Source organism: Allorhizobium sonneratiae, assembly GCF_023700755.1.
Classification (GTDB): domain Bacteria; phylum Pseudomonadota; class Alphaproteobacteria; order Rhizobiales; family Rhizobiaceae; genus Allorhizobium; species Allorhizobium sonneratiae.
The window spans coordinates 368,888-388,072 of the sequence record NZ_JAMKOJ010000001.1; the positions used below are offsets into that span (position 1 = coordinate 368,888).

Annotated in this window: 16 protein-coding genes; 6 read left to right on the forward strand and 10 right to left on the reverse strand. The window is 60.2% G+C overall.

What is annotated here, in order from left to right; all coding sequences use genetic code 11:
- The 6 genes from urtA to NAC44_RS01595 all read left to right on the forward strand — a co-directional run bounded on the left by urtA (window position 1) and on the right by NAC44_RS01595 (window position 7,326).
- Complete coding sequence (gene urtA, locus NAC44_RS01570) at window positions 1–1,290, forward strand: urea ABC transporter substrate-binding protein (protein WP_250937138.1); 1,290 nt, start codon at window positions 1–3, stop codon at window positions 1,288–1,290.
- 175 nt (window positions 1,291–1,465) lie between these two features.
- On the forward strand, window positions 1,466–3,064 hold the full coding sequence (urtB, locus tag NAC44_RS01575) for an urea ABC transporter permease subunit UrtB (protein ID WP_420839852.1): 1,599 nt from the start codon (window positions 1,466–1,468) through the stop codon (window positions 3,062–3,064).
- Entirely contained in the window at window positions 3,061–4,209 is a 1,149-nt protein-coding gene (gene urtC / locus NAC44_RS01580) for an urea ABC transporter permease subunit UrtC (RefSeq protein ID WP_250937140.1), read from the forward strand. Before urtB ends, urtC begins: the two co-directional genes overlap by 4 nt.
- A 3-nt stretch (window positions 4,210–4,212) precedes the next feature.
- On the forward strand, window positions 4,213–4,968 hold the full coding sequence (gene urtD, locus NAC44_RS01585) for an urea ABC transporter ATP-binding protein UrtD (protein WP_250937141.1): 756 nt from the start codon (window positions 4,213–4,215) through the stop codon (window positions 4,966–4,968).
- A 2-nt stretch (window positions 4,969–4,970) separates the two neighbouring features.
- Window positions 4,971–5,666: an urea ABC transporter ATP-binding subunit UrtE gene (gene urtE / locus NAC44_RS01590; RefSeq protein WP_250937142.1), complete on the forward strand. Its 696-nt coding sequence runs from the start codon at window positions 4,971–4,973 to the stop codon at window positions 5,664–5,666.
- A gap of 427 nt (window positions 5,667–6,093) precedes the next feature.
- Complete coding sequence (locus tag NAC44_RS01595) at window positions 6,094–7,326, forward strand: CE1 family esterase (RefSeq protein ID WP_250937143.1); 1,233 nt, start codon at window positions 6,094–6,096, stop codon at window positions 7,324–7,326.
- A 75-nt stretch (window positions 7,327–7,401) separates the two neighbouring features.
- Here NAC44_RS01595 and NAC44_RS01600 read toward each other — a convergent pair whose 3' ends face one another.
- From NAC44_RS01600 to NAC44_RS01645, 10 genes are all read right to left on the reverse strand, one after another.
- The gene (locus NAC44_RS01600; RefSeq protein ID WP_250937145.1) at window positions 7,402–8,871 is read right to left on the reverse strand and encodes an NAD-dependent succinate-semialdehyde dehydrogenase; all 1,470 of its coding nucleotides are present in this window, start codon (window positions 8,869–8,871) and stop codon (window positions 7,402–7,404) included.
- Window positions 8,868–9,638 carry a sulfite exporter TauE/SafE family protein gene (locus tag NAC44_RS01605; RefSeq protein WP_250937146.1) on the reverse strand — a complete coding sequence of 257 codons (771 nt, stop codon included), beginning with the start codon at window positions 9,636–9,638 and terminating at the stop codon, window positions 8,868–8,870. The genes NAC44_RS01600 and NAC44_RS01605 overlap by 4 nt, the downstream gene beginning before the upstream one ends.
- Before the next feature lie 2 nt (window positions 9,639–9,640).
- Complete coding sequence (locus NAC44_RS01610) at window positions 9,641–11,632, reverse strand: alpha-glucosidase (protein ID WP_250937148.1); 1,992 nt, start codon at window positions 11,630–11,632, stop codon at window positions 9,641–9,643.
- A gap of 75 nt (window positions 11,633–11,707) precedes the next feature.
- Window positions 11,708–12,472 (reverse strand): SDR family NAD(P)-dependent oxidoreductase, encoded by a 765-nt coding sequence (locus tag NAC44_RS01615; protein ID WP_250937149.1) that lies wholly within the window; start codon window positions 12,470–12,472, stop codon window positions 11,708–11,710.
- 11 nt (window positions 12,473–12,483) lie between these two features.
- Window positions 12,484–13,368, reverse strand: coding sequence for an SMP-30/gluconolactonase/LRE family protein (locus tag NAC44_RS01620; RefSeq protein ID WP_250937151.1), 885 nt, complete (start codon window positions 13,366–13,368; stop codon window positions 12,484–12,486).
- 11 nt (window positions 13,369–13,379) lie between these two features.
- On the reverse strand, window positions 13,380–14,180 hold the full coding sequence (locus tag NAC44_RS01625) for an HpcH/HpaI aldolase family protein (protein WP_250937152.1): 801 nt from the start codon (window positions 14,178–14,180) through the stop codon (window positions 13,380–13,382).
- Between the two features lie 113 nt (window positions 14,181–14,293).
- The gene (gene araD / locus NAC44_RS01630) at window positions 14,294–16,039 is read right to left on the reverse strand and encodes an L-arabinonate dehydratase (RefSeq protein WP_250937159.1); all 1,746 of its coding nucleotides are present in this window, start codon (window positions 16,037–16,039) and stop codon (window positions 14,294–14,296) included.
- On the reverse strand, window positions 16,036–16,896 hold the full coding sequence (locus NAC44_RS01635) for a carbohydrate ABC transporter permease (protein WP_250937161.1): 861 nt from the start codon (window positions 16,894–16,896) through the stop codon (window positions 16,036–16,038). Before NAC44_RS01635 ends, araD begins: the two co-directional genes overlap by 4 nt.
- On the reverse strand, window positions 16,893–17,831 hold the full coding sequence (locus tag NAC44_RS01640) for a carbohydrate ABC transporter permease (protein WP_420839853.1): 939 nt from the start codon (window positions 17,829–17,831) through the stop codon (window positions 16,893–16,895). Before NAC44_RS01640 ends, NAC44_RS01635 begins: the two co-directional genes overlap by 4 nt.
- 83 nt (window positions 17,832–17,914) lie before the next feature.
- Window positions 17,915–19,150, reverse strand: coding sequence for an ABC transporter substrate-binding protein (locus NAC44_RS01645; protein ID WP_420839833.1), 1,236 nt, complete (start codon window positions 19,148–19,150; stop codon window positions 17,915–17,917).
- Between the last annotated feature and the right edge of the window lie 35 nt (window positions 19,151–19,185).

Genomic DNA, 19,185 nt, shown 5'->3' on the forward strand with positions numbered 1-19,185 from the left:
ATGAGATTGAAAACGCAGCTCGTTTCGGCGCTGATGGGCGCCATGCTGTCCACCACGGCTTTCCACGGGGCCTTTGCCGCCGACGATACGATCAAGGTCGGCATTCTGCATTCGCTCTCCGGCACCATGGCGATTTCGGAAACCACGCTGAAAGACGCCATGCTGATGCTGATCGACGAGCAGAACAAGAAGGGCGGCCTGCTCGGCAAGAAGCTCGAGCCGGTCGTGGTCGATCCGGCCTCCAACTGGCCGCTTTTTGCCGAAAAGGCCCGCGAACTGATCTCCAAGGACAAGGTCGCCGCGGTTTTCGGCTGCTGGACCTCGGTATCGCGCAAGTCGGTGCTGCCGGTGTTCAAGGAGCTTGACTCCATCCTGTTCTATCCGGTGCAGTTCGAAGGTGAGGAAAGCGAGCGCAACGTCTTCTATACCGGGGCGGCCCCCAACCAGCAGGCCATCCCCGCTGTCGATTATCTGATGAAGAATGAAGGTGTTGAGCGTTTCGTGCTGGAAGGCACCGATTACGTCTATCCGCGCACGACCAACAAGATCCTCGAAGCCTATCTGAAGTCCAAGGGTGTCAAGGCTGAGGACATCATGGTCAATTACACGCCTTTCGGCTTCTCCGACTGGCAGACGGAAGTGGCGAAGATCAAGAAATTCGGCTCTTCCGGCAAGAAGACCGCCGTCATCTCCACCATCAATGGCGATGCCAACGTGCCCTTCTACAAGGAGCTCGGCAATCAGGGCGTCAAGGCCGAGGATATTCCGGTCATCGCCTTCTCCGTTGGCGAAGAGGAACTGGCCGGTATCGATACCAAGCCGCTGGTCGGCCATCTTGCCGCCTGGAACTATTTCGAAAGCGTTGATACACCCGCCAATGCCGAATTCATCAAGGAATGGCACGCCTTCACCAAGAGCGACAAGCGTGTGACCAACGACCCGATGGAAGCTGCCTATATCGGCTTCAACATGTGGGTGAAGGCGGTTGAAAAGGCCGGCACCACCGATCAGGACAAGGTGATCAACGCGCTGGTCGGCGTGACCGTGCCGAACCTCACCGGCGGTTATGCCACCATGATGCCGAACCATTACATCACCAAGCCGGTGCTGATCGGCGAAATCCAGGAAAACGGCCAGTTCGACGTCGTTTCCCAGACGCCGGAAGTGGTGGGCGATGCCTGGTCCGATTATCTGCCGGACAGCAAGGATCTGATCGCCGATTGGCGCATGCCGATGAATTGCGGCAACTTCAACGTCAAGACCGGCAAGTGCGGCGGCAAGGGTAACTGAGTTCCCCAACCTGAGGCCGTGATGCCGGGCACGTCCCGCATCACGGCTGTCTTTTTCGTTGCCCCTGAAGAGGGGGGAGACAAGCATGTTTCGATCCCGCAGCCCATGGCTTTGCCGTTTCGCCGCCGACCTTTGCCTGGCCCTTGGTCTGGCCTTTGCGGCGGGTTGTCTGGTGATGCCCGCTCAAACGCGGGCAGCCGACAGCTCGGCGCAGCAGCCAGTTCAATCACCAGCCGAATCGCCAGCCCAGTTGATTGCCGCTCTGGCCAAAGCCAGTTTTCCCGAAGCCGCAAAGATCGTCGATCAGCTTGGCCAGACCGGGGATATCCGGCTGGTACCGGTGCTTGAGGCGCTCGGCAATGGCGATCTTTATTCCCGCAAGAGCGATGGCGCGGTGTTCATCGTCAAATCCAAGGGCGCAAAACTGACGCTGCTCGATCCCATCACCGGCAAGCCTGCCGGGGAAGAGGCGAAGGCGACGATGGAGCGCATTCGCATCAACAACAGTGTGCGCCGCGCCATCCGCTCAGCTGAAGGCGGGCTGACACTGAAAAGCCCGAACCGCGATGTGCGCCGCGAAGCGGTGGCCGCGCTGTTGAAATCACCGTCCGAAGATAATCTCGAGCTGATCGACAAGGCGCTTGCGACGGAGAAGGATGGCGATATCCGCCATCTGCTCGACGAAGCGCAGGCCGTGTCGATCCTTGCCTCGAACCAGGGGCTGGAGAGCAAACGGGCCGCGGTGAAAACCATCCGCGCCATGGGCGGACAGGAGGCGCTGTCCATTCTGTTGACGGCCAGCTACAGCGCCGATCCGGCGTTGAAGGGCGAGATCCAGTCTGCCATCGCCGCCATCCAGCATGAGCTGGCGCTCTGGAGCATGGCGCAGAATATTGCCTATGGCCTGTCGCTCGGCTCGGTGCTGCTTCTGGCGGCCATCGGCCTTGCCATCACCTTCGGGGTGATGGGCATCATCAACATGGCGCATGGCGAAATGGTCATGCTCGGGGCCTATTCCACCTTCGTCGTGCAGCAGGTGATCCGTCACCATGCGCCCTTTCTGTTCGAATGGTCGCTGGCGATTGCGCTGCCGGTTGCTTTCCTGGTCACGGCGGCGGTCGGGCTGGTGATCGAGCGCGGCGTCATCCGCCATCTTTATGGCCGCCCGCTGGAAACGCTGCTTGCCACATTTGGCATTTCGCTGATCCTGCAACAGGCGGTGCGCTCGCTGTTCGGCCCGACCAATCAGGATGTCGCCAATCCGGTGTGGATGTCGGGCGCATTTCAGGCAGGCGGGCTGACCATCACCTGGAACCGGCTGTGGATTCTCATCTTTTCGCTCACCGTCTTCTTTGCCCTTTTGACACTGTTGAAGCGCTCTTCCTTCGGCTTGCAGATGCGGGCGGTGACGCAGAACCGGCGCATGGCCGCTTCCATGGGCATTCGCACGCCCTTCGTCGATGCCTTCACCTTTGCGCTTGGCTCCGGCATTGCCGGCATGGCCGGGGTGGCGCTCTCGCAGATCGATAATGTCTCGCCCAATCTTGGCCAGAGCTACATTATCGACAGTTTCATGGTGGTGGTGTTCGGCGGTGTCGGCAATCTCTGGGGTACGCTGGTCGGTGCCTTTTCGCTCGGCATCGTCAATAAGCTGCTGGAGCCCTATGCGGGGGCGGTCATGGGCAAGATCCTCGTTCTCGTGCTGATCGTGCTGTTCATCCAGAAGCGGCCGCGCGGTCTCTTCGCACTCAAGGGAAGGGCGGTGGACGCATGATCTCCTCCTGGTTACTCCGTGGTTTCGACAGAAAAACGCTGATCACGCTCGCCCTTCTGGCCTTGGCGGCGGTGGCGGTGCCGGTCATGAACCTTGTCGTGCCGGCGGGCAGCGCCCTGCATATCCCCAATTACATGGTGGCGCTTCTCGGCAAATATCTCTGCTATGCCATGCTGGCGCTGGCGCTTGATCTGGTCTGGGGCTTTTGCGGCATTCTCTCGCTTGGCCATGGTGCATTTTTTGCGCTCGGCGGCTATGCCATGGGCATGTATCTGATGCGCCAGATCGGCCCGCGCGGCGTCTATGGCGATCCGATCCTGCCGGATTTCATGGTGTTTCTCAACTGGAAGCAATTGCCGTGGTTCTGGCATGGCTTCGACATGTTCTGGTTCGCCGCGCTGATGGCGCTTGCCGTGCCGGGTGTGCTGGCCTTCATCTTCGGCTGGTTTGCCTTCCGTTCGCGTGTTAACGGCGTTTATCTGTCGATCATCACCCAGGCGCTGACCTATGCGCTGATGCTGGCCTTTTTCCGCAATGACATGGGCTTTGGCGGCAATAACGGGCTGACCGATTTCAAGGATATTCTCGGCTTCGACATTCAGGCCGATGCGACGCGGGTGGTGCTGTTTTCCATCACCGCCGTCATGCTGGGGCTGATGCTGGTGATTGCCTCGGCGATCATCCGTTCAAAATACGGCAAGGTGCTGATCGGCGTGCGTGACGCCGAAAGCCGCACCCGCTTTCTCGGCTACCGGGTGGAAAACATGAAGCTCTTCGCCTTCACCGTTTCGGCGATGATGGCGGGTGTGGCAGGCGCGCTCTATGTGCCGCTGATCGGCATCATCAATCCCGGCGAATTTGCCCCGGCCAATTCCATCGAAGTGGTGATCTGGACGGCGGTGGGTGGGCGCGCCACGCTGATCGGCCCGATTCTTGGCGCGGTGCTGGTCAATGGCGGCAAGACGGTGTTCACCGGGGCCTTTCCCGATCAATGGCTGTTTGCGCTGGGCGGTCTCTTCGTCGCCGTCACTCTGTTTTTGCCCAAGGGCATTGTCGGCACGATCGGGCAAAAACTCGGCGAGCGAAAAGAGCGTCAGGCGCTGAGACGCAATGGCGCGGACAACACCATTCAGGCGGCGGAGTAAGAGATGAGCGAGAAAACCACCAGCAGTCTCTTGTATCTGAGCGGCGTAACCGTCTCCTTCGACGGGTTCAGGGCGCTGAATTCGCTGTCCTTCATCGTCGAGCCGGGCGAGCTTCGCGCCATTATCGGCCCGAATGGCGCCGGCAAGACGACGATGATGGACATCATCACCGGCAAGACCCGGCCGGATGCAGGCGAGGTGTTCTTCGACGGCGGCAAGATCGACCTGACGAAGAAGGACGAGGCGGAGATTGCTCAGCTCGGCATTGGCCGCAAGTTTCAAAAGCCGACCGTGTTTGAAAGCCATACGGTCTGGGACAATCTGGAACTCGCCCTGAACCGGCCGCGCGGGGTGTTCTCCACGCTGTTCTACCGGCTGACGGCAGAAGACCGGGAGCGGATCGAGACCATTCTGGAGACGGTGCGGCTGAGTGCGAGAAAAGACGATCTTGCCGCCAGTCTCTCCCACGGGCAGAAGCAATGGCTGGAAATCGGCATGTTGCTGGCGCAGGAGCCGAAACTGCTGCTGGTCGATGAGCCGGTGGCGGGCATGACCGATGCGGAAACCACTGAGACGGCAGTGCTTTTGAAAGAGATTGCAAAGACCCGTTCCGTCGTGGTGGTGGAACACGATATGGGCTTCATCCGCGATCTCGGGGTTAAAGTCACCTGTCTGGCGGAAGGATCGGTGCTGGCGGAAGGTTCGATCGACTTCGTCTCTTCCGATCCGAAGGTCATTGAAAACTATCTGGGGCGCTGATCATGCTGACTGTTGAAAACCTCAATCTGCATTATGGCGCCGCCCAGGCGCTCCGGGGCGTGAGCCTGACGGCGCCGATGGGGAAAATCACCTGTGTTCTGGGGCGAAATGGCGTGGGCAAGACCTCGCTACTGCGCGCCGTCACCGGCCAGCATCCGGTGTCTTCCGGCGACATCCGCTTCGACGACAAGAGCCTGAACGGTCTTGCCCCCTTCAACCGGGCGCGGCGTGGCGTGGGTTACGTGCCGCAGGGGCGGGAAATCTTTCCGCTCTTGACCGTCAAGGAAAATCTCGAAACCGGCTTTGCGCCGCTTTCGCACCGGGATCGCTTCATTCCCGACGACATTTTCAGCCTGTTTCCGGTGCTGCAATCCATGCTGTCGCGGCGCGGCGGCGATCTTTCCGGCGGCCAGCAGCAGCAGCTCGCCATTGGCCGGGCCATGGTGACGCGGCCGAAAATTCTGGTGCTGGACGAGCCGACTGAAGGCATCCAGCCGTCGATCATCAAGGATATCGGTCGGGCCATCCGTTATTTACGCGATTCAACCGGCATGGCTATCCTGCTGGTCGAGCAATATCTGGATTTCTGCCGGGAACTGGCTGACCATGTCTATATCATGGATCGTGGCGAGATTGTCCTCGACGGTGAAGCCGCGATTCTCGATACGCCCGAGGCAAGGCGGCATCTGACGGTGTGATGAGATCTAACAGGCTGCTGCAAAAGGCGAGCCGGGCTGAAAATGGTCTGTTTCGGTGATTGAAAAGCGCCAAAAAAGCGTTGAATATGGCCTGTATGCGCCGTTTACGGCACTTTTCCTCTCCAAAACATCCTCATTTTCAGCTCCACCTGACTTTTACAGCAGCCTGCTAGGTTCCCGAAAATTTTATGGGTTTTGCTTTGCCTGATTGATCCTGAACAAAAATTTGTTATTGTCGCGTTGCGGTAAAGCACCGGACACCGGGGCTTTCGACAGGGTGTGGGCGGTGTGGGCCGCTGCCGGGCGATATCGGAAATCTCTTAAAATCTGAGGATTTTTGATAACGCGGCCTTGCATCCAAATGAAGTATCACAGGTCTGTGATCGTCGAGCGCGTGATAATGGATTTCTTTTTCAGGGACATCGGGATGAAGCGGGGCGTCAGGCAGCGGAAGGCATCGGTGCGGGAGTGGGGAAGGGCCTGTGGTGCATGGGCGTTTCGCGCTTTGCCGGGTGTGTTTGTGTGGTTGATGCTTGTGCCTGTTTTGCTGCTCGTCGGCGGCAAGGCGCAGGCCGCTGGATGCGGACTGACGGTCAAGCCCGGTTTTCAGGATGTGGTTTTCTCCTCGGGTGGCCTTCAGCGCAAGGCAGTGATCTTCGTGCCGCCGGGCTATAGCGGCAAGCTCAAGGTGCCGGTCGTTTTCGACCTGCATGGATCGAACAGTTTTCCCCGCGACCAGTTCAGGCGCAGCCACTGGCCGGATATCGCGCGTCAGGAAGGTTTTATCGTCGTGGCGCCGCAAGGCGGGCTCGATGGCAAGCTGCCGGGCACCCATGCCTGGAATGTGCCGGGTGTGACGAGCGGCAACGGGCCGGACGATGTCGCCTATCTTCAGGCAACGCTTGATCTGGTGAAAGATCGCTTTTGCGTTGATCCGGACCGGATCTATGCCTCCGGCTATTCGGGCGGCGGTCGCATGCTGTCGCAGTTCATCTGCAACGGCAATGGTGATTTTTCCGCCGCTGCCTTTGTCATGAGCCTCAGGGCCGGAAAGCCGGTGGCGCGCGACGGCAAATGGTTGCCGGATCCCACAAGCTGCAAGCCGTCAAGGGCTTTGTCGATCATTGCCTTTTGGGGCATGAAGGATCACACCAATCCCTATGCCGGAGGTGGCCGGCCCTATTGGCAATATGGCGGCGAAACCGCGCTTTACCGCTGGGCCGAGCTCGATGGCTGCAAATCCGTGCCCAGCCTGACCAAGGGCGTGCGCATGTCGTCCATGGCTTTCGATCGCTGCCGGGGCGGGGTTCATATCCTGTCCTATACCATCGCCGATCAGACCCATGACTGGCCGGATGAAAGCGTCGGTTTTTCCATGGCCCCGCTTGCCTCCACTGCGGCGGCAGAACCCGTGCCTGCGGATCAACATGCGTCGTCGGTGCGCGCACAAAAGGCCATGTTTGCTGCTCGTCGCATGTGGGCTTTCTTCAGCGCAAGCGGCAAAACGATGGTGATGGCCAATGCACCAAAGGCTGACTGTACAGGCAAGCCAGCCGCGGGCATGGCGGATCAGATACCGGACGGCGTGTGCGCCGCCCCGCTCGATCCGAACGTCAAGCCTGCCGCCGTGGAAAGCCATGTCACGGCAGGCTCACTGTAAATCCCGGTTCTCAAAGGTTTGAGACCAGGCTTGCAGGCCACGACTTGAGAGCGTGACCTGCAAGAGCAATGGCTGTCAAAGCCCGCCGAGGCAGACATATTTGAGCTCAAGATAGCCTTCGATGCCGTATTTCGAACCTTCGCGGCCAAGGCCGGATTGTTTGACGCCGCCGAAGGGGGCGACCTCATTGGCGATCATGCCGGTATTGACCCCGACCATGCCCGACTGCAGCGCCTCCATCACCCGGATAATGCGGGCCATATTGCTGGCATAGAAATAGGAGGCGAGGCCAAATTCGCTGTCATTGGCCATGGCGATGGCGTCTGCCTCTGTTTCGAAGGCAATGATCGGCGCCAGCGGTGCGAAGGTTTCCTCATGCGCCAGCTTCATCGACTGGTTGACGCCGGTCATCACCGTCGGCTCGTAGAAAGTGCCGCCGAGAGCGCTGCGCTTGCCGCCGGTGCGCAGGGTCGCGCCCTTGGAAAGCGCATCGGCGACATGATCTTCCATCTTGGCCAGCGCCTTTGTATCGATCAGCGGACCTTGTGTGGTGCTCGCTTCGGTGCCGCGACCGAGTTTCAGACTGGCCACCTTGGCAAGAAGCTTGTCGGTAAAGGCTTCCACGACGCTTTTCTGTACATAGATGCGGTTGGCGCAAACGCAGGTCTGCCCGGCATTGCGGAATTTCGAGATCATCGCGCCTTCGACGGCGGCGTCGAGATCGGCATCGTCAAAGACGATGAAGGGCGCATTGCCGCCCAGCTCAAGGCTGAGCCGCTTGATGGTGTCGGCGGCCTCGCGCATCAGCCAGCGGCCGACGCCGGTGGAGCCGGTGAAGGTGATCTTGGCGATTTTCGGGTTCTTGCAGAATTCGGTGCCGATCGGTTCGGCATCGCCCGGCACGACGGAAAAGACGCCCGCCGGTACACCGGAACGCTCGGCCAGAAGTGCTAGCGACAGGGCTGAAAGCGGCGTCTGCGGGGCGGGTTTGAGCAGCATGGAGCAGCCGGCGGCCAGCGCCGGACCGGCCTTGCGGGTGATCATGCCATTGGGAAAATTCCACGGCGTGATGGCGGCGCAGACACCGACCGGCTGTTTCAGCACCATGATGCGCTGATGCGGATTGGAGCCGGGGATGATGTCGCCATCGATGCGCTTGGCCTCCTCGGCAAACCATTCGAGATAGGCGGCATTGGAGACGATCTCGCCCTTTGCCTCTGCGAGCGGCTTGCCCTGTTCAGCGGTGAGGATCAAAGCGAGATCCTCTGCATTGGCAAGGATCAGCTCATACCAGGCCTTCAGCACCTTGCCGCGTTCTTTGGCCGTGCGTCTGGCCCAGTCCTGTTGGGCTTTTTCGGCGGCATCGATCGCCGCATGCACCTCGTCACGTGACAGCGAGGCGACCTCGGCGATCAGCGAGCCGTCAAAGGGATCGGTGACGGCCATGGTCTTGCCGTCGCGGGCATCGACCCATTGGCCAGCGACGAAGGCCTTGGTGACGAGAAGCGACGGGTCCTTGAGGGTGGATGAAAGCGGATGGGTCATGACAGGCCTCCAGTCAGCGTGATCAGGGCAGGCGCGCCGAGCGACGCACCGGAGAGAAACAAAAGAACAAAGGCCAGACGGCGCAGCGCCACGGGCGAAATCGGTGGTGGCCAGCGTTTGGCGAGAAAGGTGAAGAGCATGACCACGGGAATGGTCAGGAGGCTCCACCAGAAATGCGGCGAGGGCATGTTGCCCGTTCCAGCCACGGTGGCAAGCCGGATAACGGCATTGATGGCAAAAATTGCTACCAGAGTTTCCCTTATGCTGGCGGGTTTCAGCGGCTGGCGGTAGAGGTGATAGACCAGCGGCGGTCCGGCGGTGGAAAACAGCCCGCTCATCAATCCGGCAATGGCGCCGAAAAAGACGAAGCTTGCGGTCGATGACAGTTTTGCCAGCGGCTCCGGCTTCATCAGCAATTGCAGGCTGGAGAGGATGATCACCACACCCAGAACCAGTTTCAGCCAGGTGAGCGAGGTTGATAGCATCAGCCCCAACAGCCAGTAACCGACAAAAAGACAGGCGAGGCTTGCAACAACGATCGGGACGAACTGGGCCATGGCAATGTCGCGCCAGCCTCGGCGCAATACCTGTACCGCATTGACGATGCCGAGCACGCTGACCAGATTGGCCGCATCGGCAAGCGGCAGGATGCCGGTGAGCCCGACCGCGCCCATGATGATCAGCCCCAGGGCAAAACCCGCCAGCGTCTGCATATAGGCGGCAAGGCCGGTGATCAGCATCAGCCCGGCAAGCGTGGTCATATCCATGGTCAAAGAGCCTTCAGCCCGTCAAACAAAGCCGTCCAATCAGATCCCTTGCGATAAAACACCGGCGGTTCGCCAAAAGGGGCGGCGACCGTCACCGTTTCACCGCCGGTAAAATGTGTGCCGGACCAGACATGCACCCAGTCCTCGCCTTTGGGCAGATAGGGTGTGTGTTCGCTTATCCCCGCCGCGCAGACGGGGGCGACAAGAAGATCGCGGCCAAAGAGATAGGCGTCCTGCACGGCATAGGTCGCCTTGTCATTCTCGTGATGCAGGAAAAGCGGGCGCTGCATCGGCAGGCCGGTTTCCACCGCCTCCTGCGACAGGGCCTTGAGATAGGGCGCAAGATGGACATGGATCGCCGTCATGCGGGCAAAATGCGCCAGAACCGCCTCATCCTCGTCGATCTGCAGATTGTCGCGCGGGCGGTTGCCCTCATGGCTGCGCATGACGGCGGTGAAGGCGGCCATTTCCGCCCAGCGCATCAAAAGCTCCGGCGTGCGCACATTGCCGAACAGGCTGGTATAACCGCCAATGTCGGAATGGTGATAGGCATTGCCGAGAAGACCGGAAGACAGCGCTGCCGAAATCACCGTGATCAGCCCGTCATGGCGGGAAAAATCCACCGACTGATCGCCGCCCCATAAAAGCGGGCAATGAGCCTGCACACCGGTAAAGCCTGCCCGCATGAAAAAAAGCGCATCCCCGGTCTTGCTCCGGCTTTTGACGGCGCGGTCATTGACCTCGGCCCACAGCACCGGCCAGGCATTGTGCATCAGCTTGGCATCGACGCCATTGTGCAGGAAAAGATCGATCGGCAGATATTCGCCGAAATCGGCCATCCAGCCGGAAAGGCCGAAATCCAGCATGTTCTTGCCGATCACCTCTTCGGCAAACCAGTCGGCGGCAGCGGGATTGGTGAAATCGACGACGCCGCAGTCGAATTCGCCGAAATCGACCAGCGCGGTCTTGCCTTCGGCCGTTTTGGCGAAATAGCCGTGTTGCTCTGCGATGGGAAAGAGCGGGCCATCGACGCAAAGATAGGGATTGACATAGCCTAAAAAGCGGATGCCCGCATCGTTCAGCTCGGCGATTTTCTGCCGCAGATGCGGATAGCGCGTCTCGCTGGCCTGCCAGTCCCAGAAGAGGCGGGCACCGAAGGAAGTATGGCGCAGCCCGACCCAGTCCTCGCACCAGAGCCCTGAGACGGACACGCCCGCGGCACGGATTTTGTCGAGCCGGACAAAGGAATTTTCACCATCCTTCAGCCCGATGATTGCGCCGTTATAAACCCAGTCGGGCAAAGGTGGCTGGCGCCCGAAACGGCTGGAGAGCTGGCTGACGAGATCGGTGAACTGCGAGGCGGCGAAAAATTCCAGCCGCTCCGGCACAGCCCAGATTTCGATCTCGTGAAAACCGTCATTGCGGAAGTCGAAGACGGAATAGGCGGTAGTTTCGACATGAAGGGCATAGCGGCGCGACGACAGATAGGTCGGCTGCGGATAATTGGTATGGTAATAATCCCCGCCCGCCTTGCCGGTGACATCGGAGCGCCAGGTGATTTCGGTGGACTTGTCGCGCCCGACGCCGGGCTCCGAGGTCCAGAGCGGGAAACGGCGGCCGCGCATGTCGAAATAGGACATCTGTTCGCCGCCGCCCCAGACATGTTCCGCCGTTTCCGCCACGATGCGGATAAAGACGCGGTTGATCGCCGGATCGGCCTCTGCCACGACCAGATGGTTGCCATCCAGGCGCAGCGTCAGACGCGGCTTACCTTCTTTGGTGGAGGAGAGGCGAATGGTGTCACCGTCAATCTCGGCATGGGCAAGCGCGACACGCTCGACGAGATAATCCTCGATGGCAAAATTGCCGCGATACATCTCCATGCGCTCCTGCCCGCGCCCGACGAAAATGGCCGGTTCTACCGTGCTGTGGCGGATGATGATCCTGCCATCGAGATGAAGGGCAAAACCATCGGCAAGGGGGGAAAGCTGCATGGAGGATCTCAGGTCAGGGTTTTGGGTGGGGACATTCCAGGCTTGCTGGGTCTGGGCCAGTTAGTTCTGGGCCAGTCAATTCTGAGTAAGACCGGCATCGATGACGAAATTCGCCCCGGTGCAGCCATTGCTTTCATCGGAGCCTAAAAACAGCGCCAGCCGGGCGACATGGCTGGCATCGAGGCGGAATTTCAGCGCCTGTAGATCGATGAAGCGCTGGTTCTGCTCCGGCGTGGTCCAGAGTTTCAATTGCCGCTCGGTGACGATGGCCCCCGGTACGATGCAGTTGACCCGGATGCCGGAGGGGCCAAGCTCGCGGGCGAGCGTGCGGGTCAGCCCGTTGATCGCTGCCTTGGAGGTGGTGTAGCCGACCATGCCCGGCATGCCACGCATCCACGACACCGAACTGAACATGATGACCGAGCCGCCGCCCTTGGCCGCCATGCCTTTGGCCACGGCCTGGGTGGCGAAAAACTGATGGTCGAGATTGAGCGACAGCGCGCGACGCCAGTATTCCGGCTCGACCGTGTCCATGACATGGCGGTCGTCCTTACCGGCATTGTTGACCAGAATGTCGATGCCGCCATGCTCGGCTTCGATGGTTGCAACTGCGGTTCTTAGCGCTGCGATATCGGTGACGTCACAAGGCAGAAAGCGTGCCCCGGTCTCCTCCGCTGTTTTTTTGCCAGCCTCTTCGTCGATATCGACGAAGACGACATTCACGCCCTGGGCGCAATAGGCCTTGACGATATCCGCACCGATGCCCGAGGCACCGCCGGTGACCAGCGCGATGCGGTTTTCCAAGGAATGATAACGGACGGTCTCATAAGGGGAGGACATGACAGGCTCTCTCAGATCTCTGGATTGAACAGGGGTTTTGCCAGACCCGGCACGTCGGTGCGCAGGGCAAAGATGCCGCCGGAGAGCGGGTAGGCCTTCAGCTCTTCCTCCGGGCGGCCCGCACGGGCGCTGGTCAGATAAAGTGTCTTCATGTCTGCGCCACCAAAGGCGACCATGGTCGGGCATTTGACCGGAACAGGATAGGTGGCGATCAATGCGCCATCGGGAGAAAAGCGGCAGACGCGCCCGCCTTCGTAAAGTGCTGACCAGTAGCAGCCCTCGGCATCGACTGCGCCGCCATCCGGGCGACCCTTATCGGTCTCAGAACCAAAACGGGCAAAGACCTGACGGTTTGTCGCCTCTCCGGTCTCAGGATCGTAATCATAGGTGTAGAGCGTGTAGGCGAGCGTATCGGAATGATAAAAGCGCTTGCCATCGGGGGAAAAGGCCGCACCATTCGAGGTCAGCAGACCCTCTTCCAGACGCACAAGCCCGCGCCGGTCGTAGCGGTAAAGGCTTGCCTGCCGCTTTTCCCGCGTCTCGTCCACGGTGCCAGTGATATAGCGGCCGGCGGGATCGACGCTGCCATCATTGAAGCGGCTGGTGCTTTGATCTTCCGGGTTATCGGCCAGCTTTTGCAGCAATTCGCCTTTGGGCGAGAGGAGCCAGAGGCCGGAGCGCAGACCGGCAATGAAGCCGCCTCCGTTGACCAGTCCGATGCAGCCGACCTCTTCCGGCAGGAACAGCGCCGAAAGCCGCCCGCTTGCCGGATCGAAACGATGGATGCGGCTCTGTTTGATGTCGACGAAATACAGCACCTGTTCGGCGACCGACCACAGCGGCGATTCACCGAGATCGGCGCGGGCATCGAGCGCGAGTTGGAACTGTTCTGTCATCATCTTCTCCTTCAATAGGCGGCAGTCGGGGTGGGGGCTGCCTGCTGTTCGCCCTTCATCGCCCCGAGCCAGTCTCTGGCGCGCCCGGTCATCATGGCGATGTCGGAGGCAATCGCGGCATAGTCATAGCCATAGGCGATGAAGCGTTTGACCATGTCCGGGTTGGGGCCGACGATGCCGATGGGCTTGCCGGCGGCATGAGCGTCCTTTGCCGCCTTTTCGATCAGCGCCTGCACCTCCGGATGTGCGATATTGCCGATATGGCCCATGGCGGCGGAGAGATCGCCGGGGCCGACGAAGAGCGCATCGATGCCCTCGACGCTGGCAATCTCCGGCAGCCGGGCAATGGCCTCCGGCGTTTCAAGCTGGACGATGGTGCAGATGTCGCGATTGGCGGTTTTCAGATAATCGGCTGTCGCGCCATAGCGGGAGCCGCGATGAACGGCGGCAACGCCGCGCACGCCGTCTGGCGGATAGCGGGTGAAGGATGCCGCTGCCTTGGCCTCTTCCGCGGTTTCGACAAAGGGCAGCATCACGGTTTTTGCGCCCGCATCGAGGCAGCGCTTGACCAGAACCTGATCGTTCCAGGCAAGCCGCACCACGGCATCGGCAGGGGTGCAGCCGATGGCGCGCAGGATATGGGCAAGATCGGAGACCTCGATCGGCACATGCTCCATATCGACCACGAGAAAATCAAAACCGCAAAAGCCCATGGCCTCGGCGGTTGCAGGGGCTGCTGCCATCAGCCAGGTGCCGAGCGGCGTTGCGCGGCTCTTGTCCGCCAGCCAGGATTTGAAAGGGTTGTTTGTCATGATAAGTCCTTAGAGCAGTATCCCGAGAAAAGTGTGAAACGATTTTCCGTCCGGAAATGCGAAAAAACAAAGAGTTAGAGCATTTCACTGTTGCTGTGAAACAGTGAGATTCTTTAGAAAATCACCGGGTCCGGCACCGGTTCCGTGCCGCTTAGAAAATCGAAATCGCAGCCCTGATCGGCCTGGCTGACATGGCGCTGGTAAAGGGCGGCGAAGGAGCGGTCATAGAGTTTGGCGGGCGGCGTCCATGCGGCCTTGCGCCGGAGAAGCTCGTCTTCGTCCACCTTCATGGTGAGTGTGCCTGCCGCCACATCGAGCTCGATCAGATCGCCGGTTTTCACCAGCGACAGCGGCCCGCCAATGGCCGCTTCCGGGGCGACATGCAGCACGCAGGTGCCGTAATGGGTGCCGCTCATACGGGCGTCGGAAATGCGTACCATGTCGCGCACCCCCTGTTGCAGAAGCTTCTTCGGGATCGGCAGATTGCCCCATTCCGGCATGCCCGGCGCGCCGACGGGACCGGCATTGCGCAGCACGATCACGCTATCCTCGGTAATGTCGAGGTCGGGATCGTCGAGCGTTTTGTTCATCGTCGCCGGATCGTCAAAAACGATGGCGGGGCCGATATGTTTCAGAAATTTTGCGCTGGCCGCAGAGGATTTCATCACCGCACCATTGGGGGCGAGGTTGCCGCGCAGCACTTCCAGCGTCTTGCCGCGCGCAAGCGGCATAACGGGATTTCCCTCATCGCGGATCACATCGTCATTCCAGCAGGCGGCATCGGCAATGTTGTCGCCCAGCGTTCTGCCGTTGACCGTCAGGCTGTCGAGATGCAAATGATGACTGAGCTTGTTCAAAAGCGCCGTCAGGCCACCGGCAAAATAAAAATCCTCCATCAGATATTCGCCGGAGGGGAAGACATTGGCAATCACCGGCACTTTCGCCGCCATAGCCGCCATATCGTCCAGCGTCAGGGCAATGCCGAGCCGCTTGGCCATGGCGATCAGATGCACGGCGGCATTGGTCGAGCCACCCAGCGCCATATAGGCAACGAGGCCGTTCATAAAGCTGTCGCGGGTGATCAGGCGTGAGGGTTTCAGATCCTCCCACACCATCTCGACAATGCGCGTGCCGCAGAGCGAGGCCATGCGCGGGTGGCCGGAATCGGTGGCGGGGATCGAGGAGGCGCCGGGCAGCATCAGCCCCATGGCATCGGCAATCGAGGTCATGGTCGTCGCCGTGCCGATGGTGTTGCAGGTGCCGGCAGAGCGCGTCATGCGGCTTTCGAGATCGATCCAGTCGTCCTTGGTGATAGAGCCAAGGCGAAGCTCGTCCCAGTATTTCTTCGTATGGGTTCCCGCTCCGGTTTTGACGCCGCGCCACTGGCCGTTCGACATCGGTCCGGCCGGACAATAGATCACCGGCAAATCCATGGAAAAGGCGCCCATCAACAGGGCAGGCGTGGATTTGTCGCAACCGCCCATCAGCACGGCCCCATCGATGGGATGGGAGCGCAGCAGTTCCTCGCATTCCATGGCGAGAAGATTGCGGTAGAGCATGGTGGTGGGTTTCACCATCACCTCGCCGACGGAAAGGGCGGGCAATTCCACCGGATAGCCGCCCGCCTGCCACACGCCGCGTTTGACAGCCTCTGCCCGCTCGCGCAGATGCGCATGGCAGGGGCTCATCTCGCTCCAGGTGTTGATGATGGCAATGACCGGACGGCCCATGAATTCCTCGCGGCGCATGCCCATCTGCTGGGTGCGCTGGCGATGGGCAAAGCCGCGAATGTCGTCGGAGGCGAACCAGCGCTGGCTGCGCAGCTCGGCAAGCGGGCGTTTGTTGTGGTTCTCTGTCATCCCTTGATCCCTCCAGTGGTCAGGCCCGATACGACGCGTTCCTGGAAAATGACGATCAGGATCGCCACCGGCACGATGCCGACCACAAGGGCGGCGGAAATCACCGGCCAGGGAAAGGCGAACTCGCCCTGATAAAGCTGAATGCCAACCGGCAGCGTGCGCAACTCCGGGCTCGAATTGAAGGAAAGCGCCAGCAGGAATTCATCCCAGGCATTGACGAAGGCGATGATGCCCGCCGTAAATACGCCCGGTGCCGAAAGCGGCACCACCACCTTGAACAGTGCGCCAAGCCTTGTGCAGCCATCGATCATCGCGGCATTTTCTAGATCGCGCGGGATGCCCTCGAAGAAGGAGGTGAGCATCAGCGTGCAGACCGGCAAGGACAGGACCGTGTAGGGCAGAACCAGCGCCGTCCAGCTGTTCAGGAGATTGAGCGCCCGCATGATCTCGAACAGCGGCACCAGCAGCGTCACGAGAGGAAAGGTCGAGACGGCAATGATGGTTGACAGGATCAGGCCGCGGAATGTGAGCTCCAGCCTTGCCAGCGCATAGGCCGCCAGCACCGAGATCAGCAGCGTCAGACAGGTGGAAAGCAGCGCCACCATGAAACTGTTGAATAAAAAGAGCTGCAGGGGCTGATCGGAAAAGGCGCGGATATAATTGGCCAAAGTCGGTGCATGCGGCAGCCAGGTGATCGGTTTGACCGTCAGTTCCGCCTCTGTCTTGAAGGAGGTGAACAGGATCCAGATCGCCGGAAACAGGCCGTTGACGATCAGCATGAAGGCGGCAATCAGTCTTAGCGGCTTGCCGGCCAGAAGCGATGTTCCGGCAAGCGCCGAAGTGATGTTGCGGCTCATCGGCTTTCTCCCTTGCCCTGGCTGACCTTGAGATAGATCGCCGTGACCCCCATGGAGAGGGCAAACATCACCATGGCCAGCGCCGAGCCATAGCCGAGATCAAGGAAGGATACGGTGTTCTGGTGGATATACATGGCCAAAGTCTGGGTGGAGGTGCCCGGCCCGCCGCCGGTCATCATATAAGGGATATCGAAGGTTTGGAGCGCGGTGATGGTACGGAAGATCAGCCCGACCATGATCGATGGCTTCAAAAGCGGCAGTGTAATCTCGAAAAACTGTCTTATGCGGCCTGCGCCATCGACATCGGCGGCCTCATAAAGCGAGCGCGGAATGGTCTGCAGGCCCGCCAGAATGATCAGCGCCATGAAAGACGAGCTTTTCCAGATGATGGCAAAACAGATGGCCGCCATTGCCCAGCCGGGGGAATTGAACCAGATGACGCCGGGAAGACCGACGCGGTTCAGGACATCATTGACGACGCCGTAATCGGAATTGAAGAACCAGGCAAAGATCAGACCGGCGAAAGAGAGCGGCAGCGCCCAGGGGATCAGCAGCGACAGCCTGACCGGCCATTTCGTGCGAAACGGCAGATTGGCCAGCAGCGCCAGAATGAGCCCGGCCACCAGCGCGCCCGGCACGGTGACGACGGTGATCAGCAGCGTGTTCCACGTCGTGTCCCAGAAAACGGGATCGCTCCACATCAGCCGGAAATTGTCGAAACCGACAAATTCCGCTGGCAGACCCGAGGTCAGGGACAGGTTCATCAGGCTGGTATAGGCAAGCCTCAGCACCGGATAGACGATGATCAGCGCAAGCAGCAGGGCGGTGGGCGACAGGAGCAGCACGGCCAGCGCCCGGTCGCTCATATCCAGATAGCGCTGCCAGACCGGCGGGCGGCGCTCTGAAACGGCAGTGTTCGGCAGGGGGGAGGTCATGGCCATGAAGACTCGTTTCAACAGCGGGGATCATCGCGGAAGAGGCGGCGGGATGGCCCGCCGCCTGCCTGTATGCATCCGGTTCAGCGGATGATGCGTCTCAGCCGCGCGCCGATCTGGGCGGCGCCATCCTTGGGCGACATCACGCCTGCGAGCACGCCATTGACCGTGGTGCGGATCACTTCGCTCACCTCGTTATAGCGTGGGGTGACAGGGCGGGCGCGCGCTGTTTCCACCACGCTCAAGGCATCGGCAAACCAGGGCGCAGCTTTCAGCACCTCAGGGTCCTTGTAGAGATCGGCATAGGTCGGCAGCAGCGAGGCATGGACCGCCATATATTTCGACTGGTCGTGGGCGGAGAGGAATTCCACCAGTTTCTTTGCCTCATCCTTATGGGTGGAATAGGCCGATACACCCCATTCCCAGCCGCCGAGGCAGGAGGCGGGCTTGCCGCCCTCGACGGCGGGAAGCGTGGCGACGCTGACCTTGCCGACCACGGCGGAGCCTGGGCCTTGCGTCTGCGACCACACATAAGACCAGTTGACCGCGAAGATCACGTGACCGGCCTGAAACTCCTTGCGGGTGTCGTCGGTCGCCACTTCGGCGATGTTTTTCTTGGCGACACCATCGGTGACGAAGCTCTTCCACAGCTCCAGCGATTTGGTTGCCGCTGTCTGATCATAGGTCAGCTTGCCGTTTTGAATGAGGTTCTTGCCTTCGCTCCAATAGGGCAGAAGGAAGGTGCAGACTGCGCCTTCGATTGCCTTGCCCTGGAAGGACAGGCCCTGCAGTTCGGGGTCTTTTTCGCCCGCCATGATCGTCTTTGCTTCGGCTTTCAGCTCATCCCAGGTTTTCGGCGGTTTCAGCCCGTATTTGTCGAGCAGGTCCTTGCGATAATAGAGAAACATCGCATCGGCAAAAGCGGGCAGGGCCACCACCTTGCCGTTCACCGTATTGGCTTCGGCATAGGCTGGCAGATAGGCCTTCATGTCCTGACCGCTGAAATCGGTGGTCCAGCCGGCGGCGGCAAATTGCGCCGGGCGGATGACATCGAGGATCAGCACATCGAGCGAGGTGTCCCTGGCCGACATGACGGTGTTGAGATATTGGGCCTGGGCATCCGACGTGTTGCCGCCGGTTTCCATCGTGATTTTGATACCCGGATGTTTTGCTTCATACTGGTCCAGAAGCTGGCGCCAGATTTCGGGCCGGTGCTGGCTGGAGACGAAGATTTTCAGATTGGTGTCGGCAATGGCCGGCGTGACAAAAGCAAACCCTGTGCTGAACATGCAAAGGGTGGCGGCAAGCTTCAATCTCATGGTTTCCTCCCGTTCAAACCTGAAACCGGCATGGG